At 75.3% G+C, this 25026-nt stretch carries 9 protein-coding genes; 3 read left to right on the top strand and 6 right to left on the bottom strand.

Going from position 1 to position 25026, the window contains the following annotated elements; translation table 11 throughout:
• The 3 genes from TR48_RS10760 to TR48_RS10750 form a co-directional block, all read left to right on the top strand.
• Positions 1 to 2277 (top strand): type 2 lanthipeptide synthetase LanM family protein (locus TR48_RS10760; RefSeq protein WP_042365822.1); only part of this gene is annotated, 2277 nt, incomplete at its 5' end.
• A 152-nt stretch (positions 2278 to 2429) separates the two neighbouring features.
• Positions 2430 to 2645, top strand: a complete 216-nt coding sequence (locus tag TR48_RS10755; protein WP_042365819.1) for a hypothetical protein — start codon at positions 2430 to 2432, stop codon at positions 2643 to 2645.
• Positions 2646 to 2790: 145 nt separating this feature from the next.
• Positions 2791 to 5748 (top strand): helix-turn-helix transcriptional regulator, encoded by a 2958-nt coding sequence (locus TR48_RS10750; protein WP_042365817.1) that lies wholly within the window; start codon positions 2791 to 2793, stop codon positions 5746 to 5748.
• Positions 5749 to 5833: 85 nt separating this feature from the next.
• Here the strand turns inward: TR48_RS10750 and TR48_RS10745 are convergent, their stop codons facing one another.
• From TR48_RS10745 to TR48_RS10720, 6 genes are all read right to left on the bottom strand, one after another.
• On the bottom strand, positions 5834 to 7099 hold the full coding sequence (locus tag TR48_RS10745) for an MFS transporter (protein WP_042365816.1): 1266 nt from the start codon (positions 7097 to 7099) through the stop codon (positions 5834 to 5836).
• 60 nt (positions 7100 to 7159) lie between these two features.
• Complete coding sequence (locus tag TR48_RS10740) at positions 7160 to 8395, bottom strand: cytochrome P450 (protein WP_042365814.1); 1236 nt, start codon at positions 8393 to 8395, stop codon at positions 7160 to 7162.
• Positions 8392 to 15675, bottom strand: a complete 7284-nt coding sequence (locus TR48_RS10735; RefSeq protein ID WP_052442558.1) for a non-ribosomal peptide synthetase — start codon at positions 15673 to 15675, stop codon at positions 8392 to 8394. Before TR48_RS10735 ends, TR48_RS10740 begins: the two co-directional genes overlap by 4 nt.
• A gap of 23 nt (positions 15676 to 15698) precedes the next feature.
• Positions 15699 to 22157, bottom strand: a complete 6459-nt coding sequence (locus TR48_RS10730) for a non-ribosomal peptide synthetase (protein ID WP_042365889.1) — start codon at positions 22155 to 22157, stop codon at positions 15699 to 15701.
• Between the two features lie 263 nt (positions 22158 to 22420).
• Positions 22421 to 24739 (bottom strand): lantibiotic dehydratase, encoded by a 2319-nt coding sequence (locus TR48_RS10725; protein WP_042365809.1) that lies wholly within the window; start codon positions 24737 to 24739, stop codon positions 22421 to 22423.
• Positions 24740 to 24770: 31 nt separating this feature from the next.
• Complete coding sequence (locus tag TR48_RS10720) at positions 24771 to 25025, bottom strand: phosphopantetheine-binding protein (protein ID WP_042365805.1); 255 nt, start codon at positions 25023 to 25025, stop codon at positions 24771 to 24773.
• Between the last annotated feature and the right edge of the window lies 1 nt (position 25026).

Below are 25026 nucleotides of genomic sequence, written 5' to 3'. Positions count from 1 at the left end.
CTGCGCCGACCGGGCTACGGCTGGCTGGAGTTCGTCGAGCACCGCTGGTGCGCCACCACCGCCGAGGCGGACCGCTTCTACCGCCGCCAGGGCGCGCTGCTCGCCCTGCTCTACGCGGTCGACGGCGCCGACATGCACTACGAGAACCTCATCGCCTGCGGCGACCAGCCCGTGCTGGTGGACGCCGAGACGCTGCTCCACGGCGGCCTGCCCCAGGCCACCACCGTCGGCCACGATCCGGCGGCCGAGGCGCTGCGGGCCTCGGTCCAGCGGACCTGCCTGCTGCCCACGCTGCTGATCGGCGAGCAGGGCGCGCTGGACATCTCCGCGCTGGGCCGGGTCGACTCCGGCGCCTACCCGAGCGCCTGCCTGCGCTGGGAGCACGCGGGGACCGACCTGATGCGCGCCGTGCGCGGCGGAGCCGACAGCCCGGCGGCGCAGAACCAGCCGCTGCCGCAGGGGCTGGCCGCCGCCCCGGCCGACCACCGCGCGGCGCTGCTCGCCGGGTTCCGGCTCGGCTACGACGCCCTCGCCGGTCACCTTGACGAACTGCTGGACGCTGAAGGGCCGTTGGCGCGCTGGGCGGACGCTCCGGGGCGGCTGATCGTGCGGGCCACCCGGCTCTACACGACCCTGCTGGAGGAGTCGACCCACCCCGACCTGCTGCACGACGCGCTGGCCAGGGACGCCGTCTTCGCGGTGCTGTGGACCGAGTCGGCCCAGGACCCGGCCCGGCAGCGGCTGGTGGAGTACGAGATCGCCGACCTGTGGCGCGGCGACGTGCCGCTGTTCACGCACCGTCCCGACCGGACGGCCGTGTGGACCTCCGGCGGCGCCGGGGTGGACGCGGTCCTGCCGGTGCCGGCCCTGACCGCGGTGCACGCCAAGATCGCGGGGATGGGCGAGGTCGACCGGTACGACCAGGAATGGGTCATCGCGGCCTCGCTGGCCGTCTCCGCCGGGACCGCGGGCTCGGGAGGACCGCGGTCCCAGCTGCTGACCGCGTCGGCTCCGGCCGTCGCCCCGCCGACCCGGGGCCGGCTGCTCGCCGCCGCCTGCGGCGTCGCCGACGAGCTCGTCGCCCGGGCCGTGCACGCCGGGGGGCGCGCCAACTGGCTCGGTCTGGAGCAGGTCGTGGACGCCCACTGGGCGGTGCTGCCGATGGGCGCCGGGCTCGCCCAGGGCTACACCGGGGTGGCCCTCTTCCTCGCCCAGGCCGGACGGCTCGTCGGCGCCGAGCGCTACCTCGACCTCGCCTGCGCGGTGCTGCGCCCGCTGCCCTCGCTTCTGCGCGCCCTCGCGCTGGACCCGGAGCTCAGCCTGGCCGCCGGGCCGGGCGGGCTCGACGGGATCGGCGGCATCGTCCACGGCCTGCTGCGGCTGCGTGAACTGCTGGGCGACCGCGCCGGGTTCGCGGAGGCCGCGCCGGACGACTGCCTGGAGCTGGCGCTGGTCGCGCTCGCCCACGCCGTCGCCGGACCGGCGGAGGGGACGGTCGAAGGACCGGCCGCCGAGTGGTCGAGCGCCGACGGGGTGGCGACCGGGCTCGCCGGTGCGCTCGCCGCCGCGGTCGCGGCCTGGCAGGCGACTGGATCCGCCCAGGCGGCGGAGCTGGCCCGGGCCGTCGCCGACACCCTGCTCGACCGTGTGGCGGCCCGCTCCGCCGCCGACGCCACGGTGCCGGGATTCGCCGAGGGCGACGCCGGGATCGGCTGGGCGCTGAGGCGCTACGCCGCGGCGCACGGGGACGTCCCCGCGGTCGCCCGGCACGCCGCAGCGGCGGCCGAGCTGCTGCGCACCGCACTCACGGCCGCACGGACGGGCACGGAGGACGCCTCCTGGCACTCCGGACTGTCCGGCGTCGTCCTCGCCGCCGCGGACTCCAGCGACGTCCGCGACCGGGACGACGAGCTCGACGACGACCTCGACGACGACCTCGACGAGGAGCTGGCCGAGGAGTTGGCCGCGGCCGTGGACGCCGGCGCCGGCCGGCTGCTCCCGGAGGACCAGAGCCTGCGCCGGGGAGCGCTCGGCGCGCTGGAGGCGCTGAGCGTCCTGGCCGGACGCGGCAGCCGCACCGCCCGCACCGCGCTCGAGCGCCGCAGCGGCGAGCTGCTGGGCGCGGTGGAACTGCTCGGCCCGCGCTGCGGGACGCCCGACCAGGTGCCGACCCCCGGCCTGCTGAACGGCTTGGCCGGCATCGGCTACGGCCTGCTCCGCCTCGCCTGTCCCGACGACGTCCCTTCCCCGCTGCTGCCGTCACCGGCCGCGACCTGAACCGCACGAACACGCTGAACCGCACGAACACGCTGGACGCACCACGACGCACCACAAGGCACCGCACCGCTGGACCGCGCGACCCGAAACCCGCTCCGCCACCGTCCTCTCTCTGCCGCCGTGACCGCGCAGAACCACGAAAGGGAATCCCGATGAACCAGATCTCCACCGCCGCGATCGTCGAGACCGAGCTCTCCGCCGAGGCCGTGGACGCGACGGAGCAGGACCCCGCGGGCGGGATCACCCTCTCCGGCCGCAACCGGGTCTGCGCCCGGGCCCGGGTCCTGGCCGGCCTGGTGCTGACCAGCGGTCTCGTGGTCGCGCTGAGCACCGTCGACACCTCGGTCTCCGCGCCGCACATCTCCTGATCACGAATCAGGTAAGAACTCGGCATATCGGGCGAGGACGTTGATCCGCTTGTGCGGGTCGGCGTCCTCGCTTCGTCACAGGTCCTCCACAAAGAGCGTTCGCAGTCTGCCGTGGACGTGCACCTATCAACTACGATCAGCGATCATGCGTTCTCAGACGGCACGCGTCATCGGACGCGATACCCAACTGGGGCACCTGCGGCAGGCACTCGAGGATGCCCGCCAGGGCCGGGGCGGAGCCGTCTTCATCGTCGGTGAGGCAGGCGTCGGTAAGTCCCGGCTCGCCGCCGAGGCGGCGGGGGAGGCGTTCACCGCGGGCATGCGGGTGCTGCGCGGGCGGAGCACCGCCACCGGTCCCACCGTGCCGTTCCGGCCGCTGACCGAGGCGCTGATGTCGCTCTTCCGCGGCGGCGAGCCGATCGACGACCAGGCACTCGGCCCCTACCGGCCGGTCCTCGGCCGGCTCATACCCGAGTGGAGCGTCGGGGACCAGGAGAACAGCTCCATGGTGATCCTCGGCGAGGCGGTGCTGCGCCTGCTGATCGCCGCGGGGCGCGGCCGCGGCCAACTGCTGCTCCTGGAGGACCTGCACGAGGCCGACCCGGAGACGCTCGCCGTCGTGGAGTACCTGGTCGACAACCTCGAGTACACCCCGGTGACGCTGCTGGCTACCATCCGCACCGAGTTCAGCGACGCCCTCGACCTCGCCTCCGCCGCCCGCAGACGGGGCACCGGCACCGTCCTGGACCTGCCGCCGCTGACCCGGCCCCAGGTCCAGGAGCTGATCTCCGTCGGCCTCGGCGTCGAGCCCGCGCAGGTGCCGCCGCCGGTGCTCGAACGCCTCTGGGACGACAGTTCCGGCAGCCCGTTCCTGGTGGAGGAGCTGCTCCAGTCGCTGGTCGGCGGCGGCGCGCTGGTGCAGGGACTTGACGGCTGGCGGGTCGTCGGCGACCTGCGCAGCGACGTGTCCGGCTCGCTGGCCCGCGGCATCCTGCGGCGGATCGACCGGCTGGGCCCGCAGGGCCTGGCGTTGCTGTCGGCGGCGGCCGTGCTGGGCCGCCGGTTCCCGCTGACCGTGCTCCAGCGGATGACGGGAATCGACGACCGGAGCCTGCTCAGCCACCTGCACGCGGGCGTCGCCGCGCAGTTGGTGCTGCCCGACGAGCCCGCGCCGGACTGGTACGCCTTCCGGCACTCGCTGACCCTGGAGGCGCTGTTCACCCAGCTGACCCCCGACAACCGGGCGCAGCTCGCGCACCGGGCGGCGGACGCGGTCGAGGAGCTGCACCCGAGGCTCACCGGCGAGTGGTGCCCCCTGGCCGCCGAACTGCGCCTGCAGGCGGGGGAGGAGGCCGAGGCCGGCCGCCTCTACGCCGAGGCCGGACGCCGCGCCCTGGCGGACGGCGCGATCGGCTCCGCCGTCGCCCTGCTGGACCGGGCCGAGTGCCTGCTGAGCGGTTTGGACGACGCGGTCGCCCGCGCCGAGGTCCTGGAGTCGCTGCTGCCCGCCCTCGCCGAGGCCGGGGAGTTCGGGCGCGCCTTCGACCTGGCAGAACACCTCCGCGAGCTCGGCGGTGCCGACCTCAGCCGCGCCCGGATCGCGGCGCTGCACACCCGCCTGGCGAAGGTCGCCCACACGGCCGGGCGTTGGGTCGACGGCAACCGGCAGGTCGCGCTCGCCCGCGAGGCCCTCGGCCCGCTCGCGGACGAGGCCCACGTCGCGCCCGTCGACGTGGTCGCGGCCTACCTCGCGCTGGACACCCCCGGGCCGGACCGCACCCTGTTCGCCGAGAAGCTGGCCCGGTCCGCGGTGGAGGTCGCCGAGCGGCACGAACTGTCCATCGTCGCCTGCCAGGGCTGGGAACTGCTCGCGGTCGTCGCCAGGGAGCGCGACCCCGAGGAGGCCCAGGCCGTCCTGGAACGCGCGCTGGGGGCGGCCGAACGCCACCGGCTGCCGCTGCAACGCCTCTACGCGCTCACCCGGATCGGCGGCAACGGCTGGCTGGCCGAGACCGACCCGAGCGGGCTGCGCACCGCCCGCGAGGAGGCGCTGCGCCTCGGCGCGGCCACCATCGTCTACACCATCGACGGCATCCTGATCCTCGACTCCGTGCTGCGCGGCGAGTTCGACCGCGCCCGGGAGGCCGCGGAGGAGTGCCTGGCCGTGGTGCGCCGCCTGCGTCTGGCCCCCGTGATCCGCTACACGCTCATGGCCAGGGCCAGCGCGTGCGCGCACCTGGGCGACCGCGCGGGCATGGAGGAGGCGCTGAGCGCCTTCTCGGCGTGGGACGGAGCCGGCTCCCAGGAGGAGGTGCTGGCCGTCGGCCTGGCCCGCACCTTCTGCGCGCTGATGGAGGAGGACCGCGGGCTCGCGCTGCGCGAACTCGCGGAGGTGGCACGGCTGGAGCGGGACAACCCCAGCACGTACTACCTCAGCGGCCGGCTCGGCGTCGGCGTCCTGCTGGACGTCCTCGACGGCCGCGCCGACCAGACCGCGCTGAGCGCGGCGGCGGCGACGGCCCCCGGCCGCATGCGCTGGAACCGCCAGTTCCTGGCCCTGGCCGACGCGGTCCTCCTCGGCCGCGAGGGCCGCGGCGAGGCGGCCGCGGCGGCGGTGGCCCACGCCGTCCGCGAGGCCGAGGCCTACCCCGTGGCCCAGCAGCTGGGCCTGCGCCTGGTGGCGGAGGCGGCCCACGCCGACGGCTGGGGCGAGCCGGTCGCCTGGCTGCGCGGAGCGGAGCACTTCTTCCACGAACGCGAGGTCCCTGCGGTCGCCAACGCCTGCCGTGCCGCGCTGCGCGCCATGGGCGCGTCGGTGCACCAGCACCGCAGCGGCGCTGACCGCATCCCCGAAGGCCTCCGTGCCCAGGGGGTGACGGTCCGCGAGTACGAGGTCTTCGTGGTGCTGGCGGAGCGGCTGGGCAACAAGGACATCGCGGAGCGGCTGTACATCTCGCCGCGGACGGTGGAGAAGCACATCGCTTCGCTGATCGCGAAGACAGCCGTGCCCAACCGAGCCGCGCTCTGCGCGCTGTCGGCCTCCACCCTCCAGGGGCGCGGGGAACTGCGCGAGAAGCCACCCGGGGCAGCGGGTCCTCGCTGAACAGGGCCGTCCGCACAGGGTGGTTGCCCGCGCCCACGCGGCGGAGCCGCATATCGGCAGAGCCCCGCGCCCCTGGGAGTCGCGACTACCTCATTGAACGGACCTGCGCGGAGGAGAGGGTCGCCAGCGCGGTCAGGGCCAGGATGACGGCCGGAAGCGCGAACAAGGCACCCGCGCCGGTGCGCGCCAGCGCCCCGCAGGCGACGAGCGAGATCGGCGCGGCCGCGTAGCCGAGGACCATGTCCACCGAGACGACGCGGCTCAGCACCTCGCCCGGGATGTTGCGCTGGATCCAGCTGAGGCCGAAGACGCCCTGGAACCCGATGCCGAAGCCCATCGCGAGGACCGTCGCCACCGCCGCGACGGGGCTGTTCACCAGCCCGAGCGCACCCATGCCGATGGCCAGCCAGCCGGCCAGCGCCGCGACCATGAGGCCGACGCGGGGGCTGCCCTTGACCGTGCCGCCGACGAGGGTGCCGAGCATCGCGCCGCCGGCGAGCGCGCCGTTGAGGAGGCCCAGGGTGGTGGAGCCGCCGTGGCCCGCTGCGCGGGCCAGCGTGGCGAAGCCGACCGTGAACGGGCCCGCGTAGGAGAAGTTGACCGCCGTGTCGAGGGCGAGGATCGTGCGGATGCGCGGGTCCTTGAGGGCGAAGCCGACGCCGACGCGGATCCGGGCGCCGAGGCCCTCGCCCTTCTCCCCGGCGGCGGCCGCCTTCGGGCGGCTCGTCAGCGGCCGGATGCGGGAGACCAGCAGGCCGCACAGCGCGAAGCAGACCGCGTCCACCACGAAGGCGACCGACGGCTGGGTCACCGCGACCACGATGCCGCCGAGTGCCGGGCCGAGGACCGCGCTGATCCTGGTGCCGGTGCCGAGCAGCGAGTTGGCCTGGGTGAGCAGCGCCTTGTCCACCACCGAGGGCAGCACCGTCACGCGCGCCGGCTGGAAGAACGCGTCCACCGCGCCGAAGAGCCCGGCCGCGGCCAGCAGCAGCCACAGGCCCAGGCCGCCGCTCAGGCCGGCCACGCCGACCGCGCCCATGACCAGGGCGCGGGTGAGGCTGGAGGCCGTCATCAGCGTGCGCGGGGACCACTTGTCGCTGAGCGAGCCGCCGACCAGCGTCAGCAGGGCGCGCGGGACGGCCTGCAGGGTGAGCACGTAGCCGAGGTCGAGGGTCGAGTGGGTGACCGCGAGGGTGATCCAGGAGAAGGCGATGGTGCTGAAGCCGTCGCCGAGGAGGGAGAGGGACTGACCGAGCCAGAGCAGTCGGAAGGAGCGGAGCCGAAGCGGCGCCCAGAGCGTGGGGGTGGGTGCCTCGACGGCGGGTGCGGGGGCGGAGGCGGTGGCAGCCATGGTGAGGGGAGACCTTTCGTGGGGGCGCCGTCCGGGCGGGCGGCGCCCCGGTCGGTGGGATCAGTACCGGACGGGCAGCGCGGTCAGGCTTCGGTTGAGCAGGGACGGCTGCCACGCGAGCCGTCGCGCGTCCAGGGCGAGCCGCGGATGCTCGCGGACCAGGACCGAGACCACGACGCCGGCCACCAGGCGGGCCAGCGCCGCGCCGATGCAGAAGTGCGCGCCGAACCCGAAGCCGAGGTGGGTGCCGTCCGCGCGGCGCAGGTCGAAGGCGTCCGGGTCGGGGAACTTGGCCGGGTCACGGTTGGCGGCCGCGGTGACGAGGAAGATCCGGTCCCCGGCGCGCACGGTGTGGCCGTCCAGCTCGAAGTCCCGTGCGGCGTTGCGGATCGACATCTTCGACGGTCCGTCCAGGCGCAGCGTCTCCTCGACCGCCACCGCCGCCAGCCCCGGTTCGGCCCGGACGGCGTCCAGCAGCTCCGGCTGCCCGAGCAGCGCCAGCATGGTGTTGGCGATCAGGTTGCTGGTGGTCTCGCCGCCCGCGAAGGCCATCTGGGTGAGCATGCCGACGAACTCCGCCTCGGTGACGCTGTCGCCGATGCGCCCGGCCGCCAGCACCGAGCTGATCAGGTCGTCCTTGGGGTCGGCCTGGCGCTGGGCGACCAGGTCGGCGAGGTAGTCCTCCAGGCTGCACAGCGACTGGAGCGAGGTGCGGTACTCGCTCTCCTGCTGGGCCGTGCCCAGCACCAGGTCGGCCACCTTGGCGTTCCAGTACCAGAACGAGGGGCCGTGGGCCTGCGGCACGCCCAGCCAGCGGGCGAAGACCAGCGCGGGCAGCGGCTTGGCGATGTCCGCGTACAGGTCGCCGGTGCGGCCCGGGGCCGCCTTGCGGGCCAGCATGGCCTGGGTCGCCCGCTCGGTGAAGGTGCGGTAGCGCGCCACCGCCCGTGCCGCGAACTGCTCCTGGAAGACCTGCCGCAGCCGGCGGTGGTTCGGCGGGTCGTTGAAGACCATCCAGCTGGAGAGGATGCCGAAGGCGCGCTCGGCGTCCTCGCGGGCGCCCTCGGGGACGGCGTCCATGAGCGGGCGCACCCGGTCGGCGGAGACCGCCGGGTCGCGCAGGCAGCGCATCACCTGGTCGTAGCCGGTGATCAGCCAGGCGCGGTGCATCGGGCTCCAGAAGACCGGCTCGTGCTCGCGCAGCGCGTTCAGGTACGGGTACGGGTCGGCGTTGACGGCCGGGTCGAGCAGGTAGCGCTCGGCGAAGCGGGTGCGGGTCAGCGTGGGGGTGCTCATCGGCGGGCCTCCTGCCCGGTGGCGGGGTCGAGTTCGGTCAGCAGCGCGGCCAGGCCCGCCACGAGCGGGTCGGTGAGCATGGTGCGGTGGTCGCCGGGGAGGGTGTGCACGGTCAGGCCGCCCGGCGCCAGCTCGCGCCAGCGGGCCACGTAGGTGGCGTGGTCGACGTCCAGGCCCGGCATCGGCTCCCCTTGGGGCAGCTCCGCCGACTCCTGGCCGATGACGAGGTGGACGTGGCCGGGGTAGGGCCGGATCTCGTAGTCGGCCAGGGCCGCGAGCAGCGAGTGCCAGACCTCGATCGGCGCGTCCGCGACGAGCGCGGCCTCGCTCGTCGCCATGCCGGCGGCCAGCAGCCGGTCCTGGAGCACGGCCGCGGCCGACGCCCGCTCCGGCGAGCCCTCCGGGGTGGCGCGCAGCGCGTCGCGCAGGCGCAGGGCGTCAGCCATGTCGGCGACGAAGCCCGCGAGGCGCTCGGCCGCGGCCGGGTGCGGCAGATACGGCTCGATCAGCACCAGCGGCGCCACTGGTCGTCCGGCTTCGACGAGTTGGGTGGCGAGCTCCAGCGCGATGTTCGCGCCCATGGACCAGCCGAGGATCCGCTGCGGGCCGAGGTCGCCGTGGGCGGCGATCTCGGCGGCGTAGTTGGCGGCGATGCCCGGCACGGTCTGCGGGTCGACGCCGCCGACCAGTCCGCGCGCCTGGAAGGCGGCCACCGCGCTGCCCTCGGGCAGCGCCCGCGCCAGCGGCACGTACCAGGTGGCGGAGCCGCCGGTCGGGTGCACGCAGTACAGCGGAGCGCCCTCGCCCGCGCGCAGCGTCACCTCCGACCGGATCACCGAGGGCGCGGACTGGGCCGCCCGCAGCGCCAGTTGGGCTACCGTGGGGGCCTCGACGAGGTCCCGGACCGTGACCGTGACACCGCGTGCGAGCGCCTTGGCGGCGACCCGGACCGTCGACAGCGAGCTGCCGCCGAGCTCGAAGAAGTCGTCGTGCACGCCGATCTCCTCGACGCCCAGCACCTCCCGCCAGACCTCGACGAGCGCCAGCTCGGCCGCGGTGGTCGGGGCGACGTAGGCGGCGCTGAGGTCGGACCGCTCCAGGGCGGGGGCCGGCAGCGCCTTGCGGTCGACCTTCTCGTTGCTGGTCAGCGGCAGCGCGTCGAGGAAGACGAAGCGGCCGGGGACCATGTAGGCGGGCATCCGGGTGCGCAGCGCCTGCCGGATCGCCTCCGCGGTGAGCGGCTCACCGGGTGCCTCGCCGGGCGTCTCTCCGGGCTGGGCGACCACATAGGCGACCAGACCCGGGCCGCCCGGCAGGTCGGTGCGGAGCAGCACCGCCGCCGAGTGCACCTGCGGCAGTTGCCGCACCGCGGCCTCGACTTCGCCGAGCTCGATCCGCAGGCCGCGCAGCTTGACCTGGGAGTCGCGGCGGCCCAGGTACTCGACCGAGCCGTCGGCGCGGTGGCGGCCCAGGTCGCCGGTGCGGAAGAGACGGGCGCCAGGCGGGCCGAAGGGGTCGGGCACGAAGCTCGCGGCCGTCAGCCCCGGACGGCCCAGGTAGCAGCGGACCACGCTCGGGCCGCCGACGTAGATCTCGCCGGGGACGCCCACCGGGACCGGCTGCAGGTCGCGGTCGAGCAGGTAGGAGCGGGTGTTGCGGACCGGTCCGCCGATGGCCGGGCGGCCCTCGCCCGGGTGGCACTGGGCCAGGTGGGACCAGACCGAGGTCTCGGTCAGACCGTAGCCGTTGAGGAAGCGGCGGTCCGCCGACCACGCGTCGGCCAGCTCGGCCGGGCAGGCCTCGCCGGCGACCATCAGTGTGGCCAGCGCAGGCAGGTGCTCGCCCGGCATGACGGCCAGCGCGGTCGGCGGCAGCACGGCCGCGGTGACGCGCTGCCCGCGCAGTGTGCGGGCCAGGTCCGGGCCGGCGCGCAGCGCGTCCTTGGGCGCGGTGACCAGGCAGGCGCCGTTGGCCAGCGCCCAGGTGAGCTCGAAGACGCAGGCGTCGAAGCTGGACGAGGCGAACTGCAGCACCCGGTCCTGCGGCGTCGGCCGCAGGCCGTCGCGCTGTGCCCGGAGCATGTTGGCGAGGCCGTCGTGGTGCACGGTGACGCCCTTGGGCACGCCCGTGGAGCCGGAGGTGTAGATGACGTAGGCCGCGTGCAGCGGGTCGACGGCGATCTCCCCGAGCTCGGTGGCCGGTTCGGCGTCGGCCGGGTCGTCGACGAGCAGCACCCGGCCGTCGAACGGCACCGCGTCCGCCAGACCGCGCTGGCTGATCAGCACGGTCATGCCGCTGTCCGAGGCCATGAAGGCGAGGCGCTCGGTCGGGTAGGCGGCGTCCAGCGGGACGAACGCGCCGCCCGCCTTGAGCACCGCCAGCACCGCCCGCACCAGCTCCGGGCCGCGGTCCAGGCAGACGCCGACCGTCGTCTCCGCGCCGACGCCCAGTTCGCGCAGGCGCGCGGCCAACCGGTCAGCGGAGGAGTCGAGTTCGGCGTAGCTGAGCACGAGGTCGCCGTGCGCGATCGCCGGTGCGTCCGGCCGCAGCCGGGCCTGCTCGCGGACGCAGCCGTGGAAGGTCAGCGGCGGGTTGACGGCCGTCGGCCCCTCGGCCCAGGTGACCAGGGCCCGTTCGCGGGCCGCGCCGCGCAGCGCGGGGCGGGTGGCGGGGGCGTCCGGGTCGGCGAGCATCGCGTCGAGGCACTCGCGCAGCAGGTCGGCGAGCTGCTCGGTGGTCGCGGTGTCGAAGCAGGCGGCGTCCGTGTCCAGGGTGAAGCCGCCGGGGCTGGCGTTCAGCGCGAGCGGGAAGGTGGTCCGGGCGACCTCCAGCGACTCGTCCCAGCTGTCGCCCTCCAGCCGGTGGAAGTTCACGTAGTTGAAGACCGCCTCCACCAGCGTGCCCGCGCCGGGGCACAGTTGCTGGATGCGGGCCAGCGGGACGCGCCGGTGCGGCATCAACTCCTGCTCGGCGGCGAAGACGTGGCGCAGCAGGTCCAGCCAGCTGTCGCCCTCGGGCGCGGTCGGCAGGCCGAACGGCACGGTGTTGAGGAAGAGTCCACGCATCCGGTCCGCGCCCGCGTACTCGGGGCGGCCGTTGACGACCATCCCGACCGCGTGCGGGCCCGCCGCGTCGTTCTGTTCCGCGAACATTCCCATGACGTGGTGGAACGCGGTCAGCAGCACCGTGCGCAGCGGCACTCCGGCGCGGCGGGCCAGCTCGCCCAGCGGGCCGGTGAGCTGCGGGAAGGTGCGCCGGGCCTCGTAGAGGGAGCCGTCCTCGGCGGCCCGGCGGACGAAGTGGACCGGCTCCAGGTCGGCCAGGGTGCGCCGCCAGTAGGCGAGGCTCTGCTCGCTGCCGCTCGCGGCGCGCTCCAGGGCCACGTAGTCGGCGAACGCGGGCGCCGGCGGCAGAGCAGGCGTGGCGCCGTCGACGACGGCCGCGCGATGCAGGTCCAGCAGGTCCGCGATGAGCGAGGTCAGGCTCCAGCCGTCCAGCACGATGTGGCAGTCCGTCAGGACCAGCCGTAGTTCGGTGTCGGCGACGTGGAACAGGTGGATCCGCACCAGCGGCGCCTCGGCCAGGTCGAAGCGCCGCTCGAACTCGCTCGCCACGTGGGCCTTCAGGGCGGTCCGCTGCCCCGCGCGCGGCAGGCCCCGCAGATCGCGGTAGCCGACGGGGAGTGCGGCCGTCGGGTGCACCAGCAGCGTCGGTTCGGCGTAGGAGGCCAGGTCGACGGAGGAGCGCAGGATGCTGTGCGCGCGCACCACCGCGTCGGCGGAGGACTGGAAGGCGGCGAGGTCGAAGCCTTCCGGGACATGGATCTTGAGGTCGGTGACGTTGTGGTACGCGCCGCGGCTCGGGTCGGCCAGCATCTCGTGCAGCATTCCGGCCTGGAGCGGGGTGAGCGGGTATGCGTCCTCCAGCCCCTCCGGCAGCCGGGCGGCGTCCGCCGGATCGAGCTGCGAGAAAGGGACGACGGGCGCGGGCGCGTCCACGGCGGCGGTGGCCAGCCGGGCCAGGTCGGCCAGCGTCCGGGCGCGGAAGACGTCCGCGACGCTGACGCCCAGCCCGCCCGCGCGGGCGAGGCCCACCACGCGCAGCGCGAGGATCGAGTCGCCGCCCAGGTCGAAGAAGTTGGCGGTGCGGCCGACCCGCTCGGTGCTCAGCACCTCGCACCAGATCCGGGCCAGGGTCTGCTCGGCGGCGCCGACGGGGGCTTCGTAGGCAGCGCCGGCCGTCTCGTCCGCGCCCGCGACGGCGGCGAGCGCGTTGCGGTCGACCTTGCCGTTCGCGGTGATCGGCAGCTTCGGGTGGCGCACGAAGAGCGCCGGGACCATGTACTCGGGCAGGTCGATCCGGAGCCGGTCGCGCACCGCCGCCGGGTCCAGCGGGCGGCCCTCGGTCGTCACGACGTGCGCGACCAGGCGCGCGCCGCCGTGCGTCTCGGTCCGGGCGACCACGCAGGCGTCGGCGATCCCGGACTGGGCCTTGAGCGCGGTCTCGATCTCGCCGGGCTCGATCCGGTAGCCGCGGATCTTCACCTGGTGGTCCGCGCGGCCGACGTAGGCCAGCTCGCCGTCGGGCAGGACCTGGACCAGGTCGCCGGTCCGGTACATGCGCCGACCTGGCGTGAACGGGTCGGCGGGGAAACGCTCCGCGGTCAGCTCCGGGCGCCCCCGGTAGCCGCGCGCCACGCCGCCGCCCGCGACGTGCAGCTCGCCGACGGTGCCGCGGGGCGCGAGACGGCCGTGCGCGTCGAGGACGTAGCCGTGCTGCCCCGTCAGCGGACGGCCGATGGGCGAGCGGACGGGCCCGTCCGGATCCGCGCCGGTGATGGTGCGGAAGGTGACGTGGACCGTGGTCTCGGTGATCCCGTACATGTTGACCAGGGCCGGCCGGCCCACGGCGTTCCCGCCGTCCGCGAACCAGTCGCGGTAGTCGCGGACGTCGAACGCCTCGCCGCCGAAGACCACCACGCGCAGCGAGAGGTCCGCGAAGTCGACGTCCGACTGGGCGAGATGGGCGCGCAGGCCCTTGAAGGCGGCGGGCGTCTGGTTGAGGACGGTGATTCGCTCCTCGCGCAGCACCCGCACCACCGAGGACGGGTCGCGCACCTCGTCCTCGGTCAGCACGACGACCCGGCCGCCGCTGGTCAGCGGGCCCCACAGCTCCCAGACGGAGAAGTCGAAGGCGGGGGAGTGGACCAGCGTCCAGGCGTCCCGCGGACCGAAGTCGAAGTGCTCGTCGGCCGCGCCGAGCAGCCAGGCCAGGTTGGCGTGGGTCAGCTCGACGCCCTTGGGGCGGCCGGTGGAACCGGAGGTGTAGATGACGTAGGCGAGATCGTCGGCGGCCGGGCGGGCGTCCGTCTCGGGCCGTCCCTCGGGCCAGCCCACGTCGCCGTCGGCGCGCAGTGGCACGATCTCGACCGGCAGCCCGTCGACCGCCACGGCGCCGACCTCGTCCGCGACCACGTAGCGCACGCCCGCGTCCTGGACGGTGAACTCGCGCCGCGCACGCGGATGGTTGGGGTCGAGCGGCAGGTACGCGCCGCCCGCACGCCAGACCGCGAGCAGCGCCACGGCCAGGTCCACGGACCGGCCGAGGCAGACGCCGACCAGCGACTCCCGGCCCACCCCGAGCGCCCGCAGCCGGCGAGCCAGCGCCGAGGCGGCCTCGTCCAGCTCGGCGTAGGTCAGCGTCCGGCCGCCGCCGCTCACCGCGACGGCGTGCGGCGTGCGGGCGACGTGCTCCGCGACGCGCTGCGGCGCGGTGCGCGGGACGGCCGCGAGGCGCGCCTCGGGCTGAGCGGGGCCCTGCGCGCCGAGCAGCCAGGTGCGCTCGGCCGCCGTGAGGAGCGGGGCGGTGCTCAGCGGCGCGTCCGGGGCCTCGGCGAAGGCGCGCAGCACGGCGAGGGTGTGCGCGGTCAGCGCCTCGGCGGTGGCGGCGTCGTAGAGATCGGGCCGGTAGACCAGGACGAGCTCCAGCCGGCCCTGGTCGTCGCGCAGCTCCAGGTGCAGGTCGAACTTGGCGCTGGTGAGCTCCACCGGGAACGGCTCGGCCTGCGCGCGGCCGAGCGCGAAGCCGCCACGACCGGCCTCGGCGTGCGTGAACAGCACCTGGAACAGCGGGTTGCGGGCCAGGTCGCGCTCGGGGCTCAGCGCGTCGACCACCTGCTCGAACGGCAGGCCCTGGTGCGAGAGCGCGCCGAGCACGGCGTCGCGGGTGCGGGTCAGCAGCGCCGCCGGCGTCGGGTCGTCGGACAGGTCGGCGCGCAGCACGAGCGTGTTGACGAAGAAGCCGACCAACTGCTCGGTCTCGGCCCGCTCGCGGTTGGCGACGACGGTGCCCAGCGACACGTCGGTCTGGCCGCCGTGGAAGGCCAGCGCGGCCTGGAAGGCGGCGGCGACGGTCATGTAGGAGGACGTGTCGGTGCGGCGGTTCAGCGCCGCCAGCGAGACGCACAGCTCCTCGGGCAGAGCGAGGCGGTGCACGGCGCCCTCGTGGCAGGGCGTGGCGGGACGTGGCCGGTCGGTGGGCAGATCCAGCGGGGTCAGGCCCGCCAACCGTCCGCGCCAGTAGTCCAGTTCGGCGCTCTGGTCGGCGGCGCGCTGCCACACGGCGTAGTCGGTGTAGTCGATCGGCAGCGCGGGCAGCTCGGCGGGGGAGCCCTCGACGCGGGCCCGGTAGAGCTCGCGCAGGTCGCGCACCAGCAGGTCCAGCGACCAGCCGTCGGAGACGATGTGGTGCATGGCGAGCACCAGCACGTGCTCCTCGGCCCCGGCCCGGACCAGGGTGGCCCGGAAGGCGGGTGCGGCGGCCAGGTCGAACGGGCGGGTCGCCGCCTCCTGCACGGCGGCGCGCACGCCGTCCCCCTCCGCCTCGACCACCGCGAGCGGCAGCCCGGCGGCGTGGACGCGCTGCATCGGCAGCCCGTCCTCGGCGGGGAAGGTGACGCGCAGCTGCGCGTGCCGGGACACCAGGTCGTCGACGGCGGCGGCGAGCGCGGCGGCGTCGAGCGGGCCGGTGAGCCGCCAGGCGGCCGGCATCAGGTAGGTGGGCGCGCCGGGGTCGATCTGGTCGAGGAAGTACAGCCGTTGCTGCGGCGCCGAGAGCGGCACCTCGGCCGGGCGCGGGTCGAGCCGCGGGATCCCGGCGGGCGCGACCTGGGCCGCGAGCCCGCGCAGGCGCTGCTCCAGCAGCTTGCGCGCGGCGTCGGACAGGACGGGACGGGGCTTGGCGCCGGGAGCCGTGACCGGCCGGATCTCCGAAGTGGTCATGATGCTTGGGGTCCAATCAGGTCTCAGTCGGTCCACGTCAGGGACAGGTCGATCTCGTCCTCGCTCATGGCGGAGATCAGTTCCACGAGCTGCCGCTCGACCTCGGCGGCCAGCAGCTCGACGGTCGGGTGCTCGAACAGGTCGCGCACCTGGACGGGGCAGTCGAAGGCGGTCCGGAGCCGGGAGGCGGCGGAGACGGCGCGCAGCGAGTGACCGCCGAGGGCGAAGAAGTCGTCGTGGACGCCGACCTTGGCGACGCCCAGGACCTCGGCCCAGATCTGCGCGATGACGGTCTCGGTGGGCGTGCGCGGCGCCGTGAACGCCACGGGCGCCGGCGGCTCGGGCTCGGGCAGGGCGGCGGTGTCCAGCTTGCCCTGCACGGTCAGCGGCAGCTGGTCCAGCAGCACGAAGACCGAGGGGACGAGGTAGCCGGGCAGTTCGGCGCGGCAGTGTGCGGCCAGTCGGTCGGCGGAGAGCCCGGCGCCCGCGACGTAGCCGACCAGCGCCGGCTCGCCGCGCAGCTCGCGCACCAGCACGGCGGCGGCGTGCACGCCCGCGTGGCGGCGCAGCACCGCCTCGGCCTCGCCGGGCTCGACCCGGAAGCCGCGGATCTTCACCTGGTTGTCGCTGCGGCCGACGAACTCCAGCTCGCCGCTGGGCAGTCGGCGCACCAGGTCGCCGGTGCGGTAGATCCGGCCGCCGCCGGGCCCGAACGGATCGGGCAGGAACCGCTCCGCGGTCAGCGCCGTGCGGCCCAGGTACCCGCGCGCCAGCTCCGGTCCGCCGACCAGCAGTTCGCCGGGGATGCCGACCGGGACCAGCGCGCCGTGCGCGTCGGCCACGTAGGCGCGGCGCGAGCCGAGCGGGCGGCCGATCGGGACCCGGCCCTGGACCGGCGCGTCGATCTCGTGCGCGGTCGCGGAGATGACGGTCTCGGTGGGCCCGTAGGTGTTGACCACGTGGACGTCCGGCAGATGCCGGAACCAGGCCGCCAGCGGGCCGGACGGCAGCACCTCGCCGCCGGTCACCAGCAGCCGTAGCGAGGCCAGGTCGGCCGCGACCACATCCAGGCGGGCGACGACCTCCTCCCAGTACGACGGGGTCAGCTCCATCACGGTGACGCCCTCGTCGCGGACCCGGGCCGCCAGCTCCTCCACCGACCAGACCTCGTCGGGCCGGATCACCACCCGCGCGCCGACGCTCAGCGCGGGCAGGATCTGCTCCAGGGAGGCGTCGAAGGAGAGCGAGGCGAAGGCCAGCACCCGGTCCTGCGGCGTCAGCCGGAAGAGCTCGCGCGCCGAGGCGACGTGCGCGGCCAGTGCGTGGTGCTCGACGCCGACGGCCTTCGGGCGACCGGTGGAGCCCGAGGTGAAGATGGTGTAGGCGAGGCCGTCGGGTGCGCCCTCGCACCGGGGGCCGGCCGCGTCGGGCCGCACCTGGTCCGCGCGCAGCAGCGGCACGTCCAGTCCGGCGAGGGCGGGGGCGGTCGCCGCGTCGGCGAGGACCAGGCCGACGCCGGCCTCGGCCAGCATGTAGCGCAGGCGCTCGACGGGCAGCTGCGGGTCCAGCGGCACGTACATGCCGCCCGCGCGCCAGACGGCGGTCATCGCCGCCACCGAGCCGGTGCCGCGCCGCAGGCAGACGCCGACGGGTGTGCCCCCGGTGACCCCGGCGTCGGTCATCGCCGCCGCCAGGCCACCCGTCAGCGCGTCCAGCTCCGCGTAGGTGAGCCGCTCGCCCTCGCAGACCAGCGCGACGGCGTCCGGCTCGCCCGCGACCGCGAACGGCGGCGCGGCCGCGGCCTCGACGCCCGCGGCGGCGACCAGCTCGGCGCGCTCCTCGGCCGTCAGCAGGTCGATCCGGTCCACGACCGCGTCGGGGTCCTCCAGCACCGCCTCCAGCACCCGGCCGACGTGTGCGGCGAAACGCAGCGCCGTCTCCGGGTCGAACAGGTCGGCGGCGAACTCGACGTTGAGCGCGAAGCGGTGCGGATACAGCAGGAAGGCGGCGGTCAGGTCGAACTTGGCCGAGCGCCACGGGAGGGTGAAGTCGCTCGCTGAGAGGCCGTCGATGCCGGGCCCGCCGGTCGCCGACTCCTGCACGTCGACCATGACCTGGAACAGCGGGTTGCGCGACAGGTCGCGCTCGGGCCGCAGCTGCTCCACCACGCGCTCGAACGGCACGTCCTGGTGGTCGAACGCGTCCAGCACGCGGCCCTTGACCTGCTCCAGCAGCGCGGTGAAGGTCGGCTCGCCGGCGAGGTCGGTGCGCAGCACCACGGTGTTGACGAAGAACCCCACCAGCCGCTCGAGTTCGGCGCGGCCGCGGCCGGTCACCGGGGTGCCGACGGCCACGTCCGTCTGTCCCGTCCAGCGGGCCAGCACCGCCTGGGTGACGGCGAGCAGCACCATGAACCGGGTCACGCCGTGCTCGCGGGCGAAGGCGTCCAGCCGCGCGCCCATCTCGGTCGGCAGGGTCAGCTCCACCGCGCCGCCGCGGCCGGACCAGCCGGCCGGTCGCGGCCGGTCGGTGGGCAGCTCCAGCACCGGCACGCCGCGCAGCGCCCCGGTCCAGTGCGCCAACTGCTCGTCCAGCGCGCCGCTCTCGGCGCGGTCGCGCTGCCAGACGGCGTAGTCGCCGTACTGCACCGGCAGCGGCGGCAGCACCGCGCGGCGCCCGGCCAGCTCGGCCCGGTAGAGCTCGGTGAGCTCCTGCAGGAAGACGTCCTTGGACCAGCCGTCGGTGGCGACGTGGTGGAAGACGACGACGGCGACCTGGTCCTCGGCGTCCAACTGCCACACGCCCGCGCGCAGCATCGGCGGCCGGGTCAGGTCGAAGCGGCGGGTGGCGAGGGCGTGGGCCTGGCGGCGGATCTCGTCCTCGTCCAGGCCCTCCTGGGCGTCGCACCACTCCAGCGGCACCGGGACCGGGTCGCAGACCTGCTGCACCGGACGGCCGTCCACCTCCAGCAGGGCGGTGCGCAGCACCTCGTGGCGGTCCGTCATGGCATCGAGCGCGGCCTGCCAGGCGGCCCGGTCCAGGCGGCCGCGCAGCCGCCAGGAGAACCAGAGCACGTACTCGTCGCCCTGGTCCGAGGTGCGGTCAAGGAACCACAGGCGCTCCTGCGCGAAGGAGAGTGGCAGCGGGCCGGAGCGGTCCACCGGGACCACCTGCGCCCCGGCCGCCTTGCGGGCGGCGGCGACCAGCGGGCCGAACTCGCGGATGCGCGGGTTCTCGAAGAGCGCGCGCAGCTCGACGTCGCGGCCCAGCCGCTCCGCGACACGGGAGACGGCCATGGTGGCCAGCAGCGAGTGGCCGCCCAGCTCGAAGAAGCTGTCGTCGATGCCGATGCGCTCGACGCCCAGCACGTCGGCCCAGATGGAGGCGATGAGCCGTTCGTCGTCGGTGCGCGGCGCGGCGTAGCCGGCGCCGGAGGCGGAGCGGTCCGGGCGCAGGTCCGGCAGGGCGGCCCGGTCCAGCTTGCCGGAGACGGTGACCGGCAGCGCGTCCAGCACCAGGAAGTCCGCGGGCACCGCGTAGTGCGGCAGCCGCTCGGCGCACCACGCGCGCAGCGCCGCCGCGTCGACGCCCTCGCCCACCACGTACCCGCCCAGGCTCTGCCCCGTGGCCGCGTCCGGACGGACGGCGGCGGCGGTCACGCCGGGAGCGGACCGCAGCACCGCCTCGACCTCGCCCAGCTCGACGCGGAAGCCGCGGATCTTCACCTGGTCGTCGCGGCGGCCCAGGAACTCCAGGTCGCCCGAGGGCAGCCACTGCGCCACGTCGCCGGTGCGGTAGAGACGGCTGCCGTCGGCGGCGAAGGGGTCCGGCACGAAGCGCTCGGCGGTCAGGGCCGGACGGCCGAGGTAGCCGCGGGCCACCTCCGGTCCGCCGATCAGCAGCTCGCCGGGGACGCCGACGGCCACGGGCTCGTCGTGCGCGTCGACCACGTAGGCGCGGCGCCGACCGAGCGGCCGGCCGATCGGCACCCGGCCGTCCACCGGTTCGGCCGCGTCGAAGGTGGCGGCGGTGACGGTGGTCTCGGTCGGGCCGTAGGCGTTGCAGACCCGGACCTGCGGCACGACTTCCCGCCACGCGGCCAGCGCGCCGGACGGGACCGCCTCGCCGCCCAGGATCAGCAGCCGCAGTGTGGCCAGCTGCGCGGCGCTGCGGCGGTCCAGGCTGAACGCGAGCTCGGTCCAGAAGGTCGGCGGCAGGTTGACCACGGTGAGGCCGTGCCGGGCGACGGCCTCGGCGACCTGGGTGGGCAGCCACGGCTCGTCCGGGCGGATCACCACCCGCGCGCCGCAGCCGAGGGCGGGCAGCAGCTGGTCGAGTGAGGCGTCGAAGCAGAAGGAGGAGAAGGCGAGGACCCGGTCGTCCGCCGTGACGGCGAACCGCTCGCGGGCGGCGGCGACGTGCGCGGCCAGCGCCCGGTGCTCGACGCCGACCGCCTTGGGGCGGCCGGTGGAGCCGGAGGTGAAGATGACGTGGGCCAGCTCGTGGGGGTGCGGGGTGTGACGCGGCGCGCCGGCGTCGGGCACCACGGCCTCGACCCGGACGACCGGCAGCGGTGCGCCGCCCGCGGCCGGCGCACCCGTGGCCGGAACAGCCGCGGGACCCGTGGCTCCGCAGTCGCCGGCCGCCGCCGGTGAGCCGGCTGGGGCCGCGCCCGCCTTGTGCGCGGTGGGCGCAGCGGCGCGGGGCCGGAGGCCGGGGTGCGCCTCGTCGGTCGCGGCCTGCGCGGCCAGCTCCTCGGCGAGGAACGCGGTCCGCTCGTCCGCCACCAGCGCGACCAGGCCCGCCTCCCGCACCATGAAGGCCAGGCGCTGCTGCGGCAGGTCCGCGTCCAGCGGCACGTAGACGCCGCCGGCCCGCCAGGCCGCGCCCATCGCGGCCACGGACCAGACACCGCGCCGGACCAGCACGCCGACCGGGCCGCCCGCCGTGACCCCCGCCTCGCGCAGGGCGGTGGCGAGACCGCCGGTCAGCCCGTCCAGCTCGCCGTAGCTGACGGTGCGGCTGGCGCAGACCAGCGCGACCGCCTCGGCCGGACCGGCGAAGGCGACCGGGGCCGGCTCACCCTCGGGCCGGTCGGCGGCCCGGCTCCACTCGTTCACGACGGTGGCGACGTCCGTGCCCTGGGCCGCGCTCGGCAGCAGCGCCAGGCGCGCCGCCAGCTCGCGCACGGGGGTCCGCGGATCGGCCAGCACCGCGCGCAGCAGCTCGACGTAGGCGGAGCTGAACCGCTCCATCGTCGCCGCATCGAACAGGGCCGTCGCGTACTGGAGCCGGGCCGCGACGGAGCCGTCCGGGCACAGGTTGAGGTCGAGGAAGACGTCGAGCGGCGTCCCGCCGAGCGGCGGCGGCACCAGCTCGACCTCCAGGCCGGGCAGGCGCAGCTCGTGGTGGGCGGTGTTGAGCAGGGTGAACGAGGCCTGCGCCAGCGGGTGCCGGGACAGGTCGCGCTCGCCGCCGACGGCCCGCACGACGGTGTCGAACGGGGCCTCGCAGCGGGAGAGGTCCTGCAGCACGCCGCCCCGCACCCGGTCCAGCAGCGTGTCGAAGTCGGGCCCGCCGGACAGGTCGGCCCGAAGCACAACGGTGTTGACGAACGGGCCGATCAGGTCGGCGACCTGGGCGCTGCCGCGGTCGGCCAGGGTGGAGCAGACGGCGATGTCGGTCCGGCCGGACCAGTGGCCCAGCAGCGCCTGGTAGACGGCGAGCAGCAGCATGTAGCGGGTCGCCCGGTGCTTGCGGGCGAGCACGTCCACCTCGGCCACGAGGTCGGCCGGGAGCCGGAAGCGCACGACGTCGCCCGCGCCGTCCCAGAAGCGGGGCCGCGGCCGGTCCGTGGGCAGGGCCAGCGGCGTCAGACCGTCGAGGCGCTCACGCCAGTAGCCCAGCAGCTTCTCCATCCGCGCGCCGCTGAGCCGTTCGGCCTGCGCGGCGGCCACCTCGCCGTACTGCAGTGCCGGCGCGGCGACGGCCTCGCCCTGGTACCCGGCCGCGAGTTCGCGCATCAGCACGTCCCAGGACCAGCCGTCGACCGCGATGTGATGGATCGTCACCAGCAGGACGTGGTCGTCGGCCCCGAGCCGGGCCAGGACGGCGCGCATCGGGTGCTCGGTGGCGAGGTCCAGCGGGCGGGCCAGCTGCTCGGCGAAGAGGGAGGCGACGTCCGTCGCCTCGACCCGCTCCAGCGCGGTGCTGCCCGCCGGGTCCACCCGCGGCACGGGCTCGCCTCCGACGGCGGTGAAGCGGGTCCGCAGGACCTCGTGCCGGTCGGCGATCCCCGCGAGCGCGCGCTCCAGCGCGTCGGCGTCGAGGGGACCGCGGAGCCGCAGGGCCAGCGGCAGCAGGGAGCCGGAGGCGTCCTTGGCGAGTTGGTCCAGGAACCAGAGCCGGCGCTGCGCGAAGGACGCGGTGCGTGGACGCTCGTGGTCGAGCGCGCCGTCGGGGACGGCTGAGGTTGCAGTCACGGGGGCCTCCAAGCGGTGTTTCCTGCAGACTGCCGCTCGGGCCGCATCGGCCAGTAGGGAAGAAGACGCAGCGCTGCGCGCAACCCGCACTGCGCGCTCAGCTTCGCTCCCGCAGGTAGCCGCACCGCCTCAGGGGCGCGGGGAACCGCGCGACAAGCGCCCACCCACGGAGAGGCCCGACCGCGCGGGGCCGTCCGCACAGGGCGGTTGCTCGCGCGGGTCCCCGCGCCCCTGGAGGTGCAACACCGCGTCAGGCGTAGCCGTTAGGCATCACCTCCGGGGAGGTGGCGCTCGTCCACCGCGACGAAGCGGAGTTCGCTGGTGTAGGTGCGCCCCGTGTCGTCCGTGAGCCAGGTCTGCTCCGGGGTGGGCAGCATCTCGGTGATGACCACCCGTCCGTCAGGGTCCCGGCGGGCCAGGCGTCGCAGCGCCTTGGCCAGCACGGTGACGTACACGGGGCTGTCGAAGTCCACGTAGAACGGGCGGGACTCGGCCGGTGAGACGACGAAGACGAAGCGGGGCAGGCCCTGCTGCTCGCGCCAGTGGCGGGCCCGGACGAAGCGGCGGCGTTCGTCCTTCTCCTCCGGGAAGTCGAGGTCCGTGGCGCGCAGGCGCCACGTCTCGCGGGCGACGACCAGCCGGTCGACGGTGACGCGCGGGGTGTGCTCCGCCTCGGGCAGGATCTGGAACAGGTCCATCGCGAGCGTGGTGAGCACGTGCGCGAAGACGTCGACCGCGGGGAACCCGGTCCCGTCCGGCAGGACGACCCGCAGGTCGCCGTCCTGTTCCACTACCGCCAGGTCCGCGCTCAGCAGGGTGCGCGGATCCGCGGGGTCGCCGGTCTGGTCCACCAGGGCGACCTGGTAGTCCTCGGGCCGGCGCAGCGCGTACTTGACCCGGGCGGAGAGCCGCGAGCGGTGCTCCTTGGGCAGCAGCGGGGTCAGTCGCGGTCCGGGGTGGTCCCGGTCGGTGAGCGCGGCGAGCTCCGCGGGCTCGGCGTGCTGGTGCACGAAGAGCGAGGCGCCGAGCGTGTTGGAGGCCAGGTGCAGCTCGCCGAGGACGAGTTGGAACTCGCCGCGCTCGATCGCCTCCGCGCGCCGCGCCGCGATCATCACGTCGGGGCTGAGGTAGCGCGCGGCGGTCCAGCCCGGGCCGGCGTCGGCGAAGGGCCCCGCAGCGAAGCGTTCGGCGACGGCCGCGGCGACGTCCGCGAGCTCACGCCCGACCCGGCGCACCCCCGGCTCGGGGGCGAGGATCGCCTGCCAGTGAGCCTGGAACTCCTGCTGGAGCCGCTGCGCGGCCTCCCGCGCGTCGCCGTGCAGGATCGGCATGCAGGCGAACCAGAACGACGCCAGGTCCACCGGCCCCTCGGCGGCGAGCCGCGCGTGCACGCCCTTGGCCGCCTCCATCACCTCCGCCGCGAGGCGCGAGGTGAGCCACCCGGCCGCGGTGAACAGCGGTTCCAGGGAAGCGGCCAGGACCTCGGCGACCTCGGCGCCGATCCGGGCCGTCGCGGCGCGACGGCAGTCGGAGTAGACCAGCGCCCGGCAGGGCGCGGTCCCGGCCGACTTCTCCCGCACCGCGGCGGTCTCGGTCAGCTCGACGAACTCCTGCTCCAGCAGCGACATCGCGGCGACGACCTGGTCGGCGCCCCGGGCGGCGCGCACCCGTTCGCGTCCGCGTTCCAGCAACTCGAGCCCGTGGAGGCCGCGTTCGCGCAGTCCTGCGTCGCCGACGGTGTCGAGCCAGGCGCGCAGCCAGCGCTCGGGCCGGGTGGCGGCCGGGACCTCCAGCCGCCACACCGCCCAGCGGCGGCGCACGAGTTCGTCCAGCACGGTGGGGACGTCCCACTCCGGCAGTTCCTCGGCGAGCCGGTGGGCCGTGCGGACGCCGTCGCAGCGGGCCAGCACGGCCGTGAGCTCGGCGCCCGCCTGCTGCGGCGGACGGCCCGGCACGATCACCCGGTCGCCGTCCGCGCGGACGAAGGGAACACGCCAGGGCGCGATCCACTCCCGTGCGGCCGGGTCGGCGGCAAGGCTCGCAGCGAGCGCGTCCACCGCCCAGCCGGCGAAGTACAGTTCGGTCGCGGCGACCAGCCCCTCGCCCGGGTCGACGCGGACGCCCGCGCCCGCCTCGGGGTCGAACCGGCCCCAGCCGACGGGGCCGAAGAAGCCGATGGTGTCGTTCTTGACGCAGAAGCGCTGCCAGTAGTGGGCGACCAGCTCCTCGCGCTGGCGGGGCATGCTGGTGCGTCCGGCGGCGGTCGGGGTCCAGTTCAGGAAGGGCTTGATGCCCGAGTCGAGCACGGGCCGGTTCTGCCACGCCACGGCCTCGCGGAAGGCGGGGGTGCGGGCGATGTCCTGCAGCGCGTGCGCGGTCGCGACGGCGGCCTCGTCGAACCCCTCGGCGAAGGCGTCCCAGTCGGGGCCGGACAGGGCGTCCCCGGGGCCGAACTTGTCGGCCGCCCCGGCCAGTCCGGCGGGGGCCAGGCGCAGCACTCCGTCGGCTGGGAAGCCCGGGCCGCGCAGGGCGAACTGCTCCCACAGCCGCCAACGGCCGCCGGGCAGACGGATCTCGGTCACCTCAGCTCTCCTCCTCCCTTTGCCCGCCCGGTCACGCCTGGCCGAGGTCTGCTTCGACGACCTCCGCCAGCTCGCCCGGGCACGGATAGGCGAAGACCAGCGCGACCGGGATCTCGGCGCCCAGCGCCTCCTGGAGCCGGCTGGTGATCTGGAAGGCGGTGAGCGAGTCGCCGCCGTTCTCGAAGAAGTCGCTGTCCTGGTCCATGCCGGGGACCCCCAGGGCGTCCTGGTAGACGGAGACGACCAGGTCGACGGTGCTGATGCCGGAGGCGGTGGTGATGGTCATG

The organism is Streptacidiphilus neutrinimicus, assembly GCF_000787815.1.
GTDB lineage: Bacteria > Actinomycetota > Actinomycetes > Streptomycetales > Streptomycetaceae > Streptacidiphilus > Streptacidiphilus neutrinimicus.
Note: the sequence above shows the minus strand (reverse complement) of the source record. Positions and strands in the feature narration are given on the sequence as shown.

Excerpts from the sequence above, each read along its gene's own strand:
- TR48_RS10755 (WP_042365819.1), top strand. The coding sequence starts at position 2,430 with ATGAACCAGATCTCCACCGCCGCGATCGTCGAGACCGAGCTCTCCGCC.
- TR48_RS10750 (WP_042365817.1), top strand. The coding sequence starts at position 2,791 with ATGCGTTCTCAGACGGCACGCGTCATCGGACGCGATACCCAACTGGGG.
- TR48_RS10745 (WP_042365816.1), bottom strand. The coding sequence starts at position 7,099 with ATGGCTGCCACCGCCTCCGCCCCCGCACCCGCCGTCGAGGCACCCACC.
- TR48_RS10740 (WP_042365814.1), bottom strand. The coding sequence starts at position 8,395 with ATGAGCACCCCCACGCTGACCCGCACCCGCTTCGCCGAGCGCTACCTG.
- TR48_RS10735 (WP_052442558.1), bottom strand. The coding sequence starts at position 15,675 with ATGACCACTTCGGAGATCCGGCCGGTCACGGCTCCCGGCGCCAAGCCC.
- TR48_RS10720 (WP_042365805.1), bottom strand. The coding sequence starts at position 25,025 with ATGACCATCACCACCGCCTCCGGCATCAGCACCGTCGACCTGGTCGTC.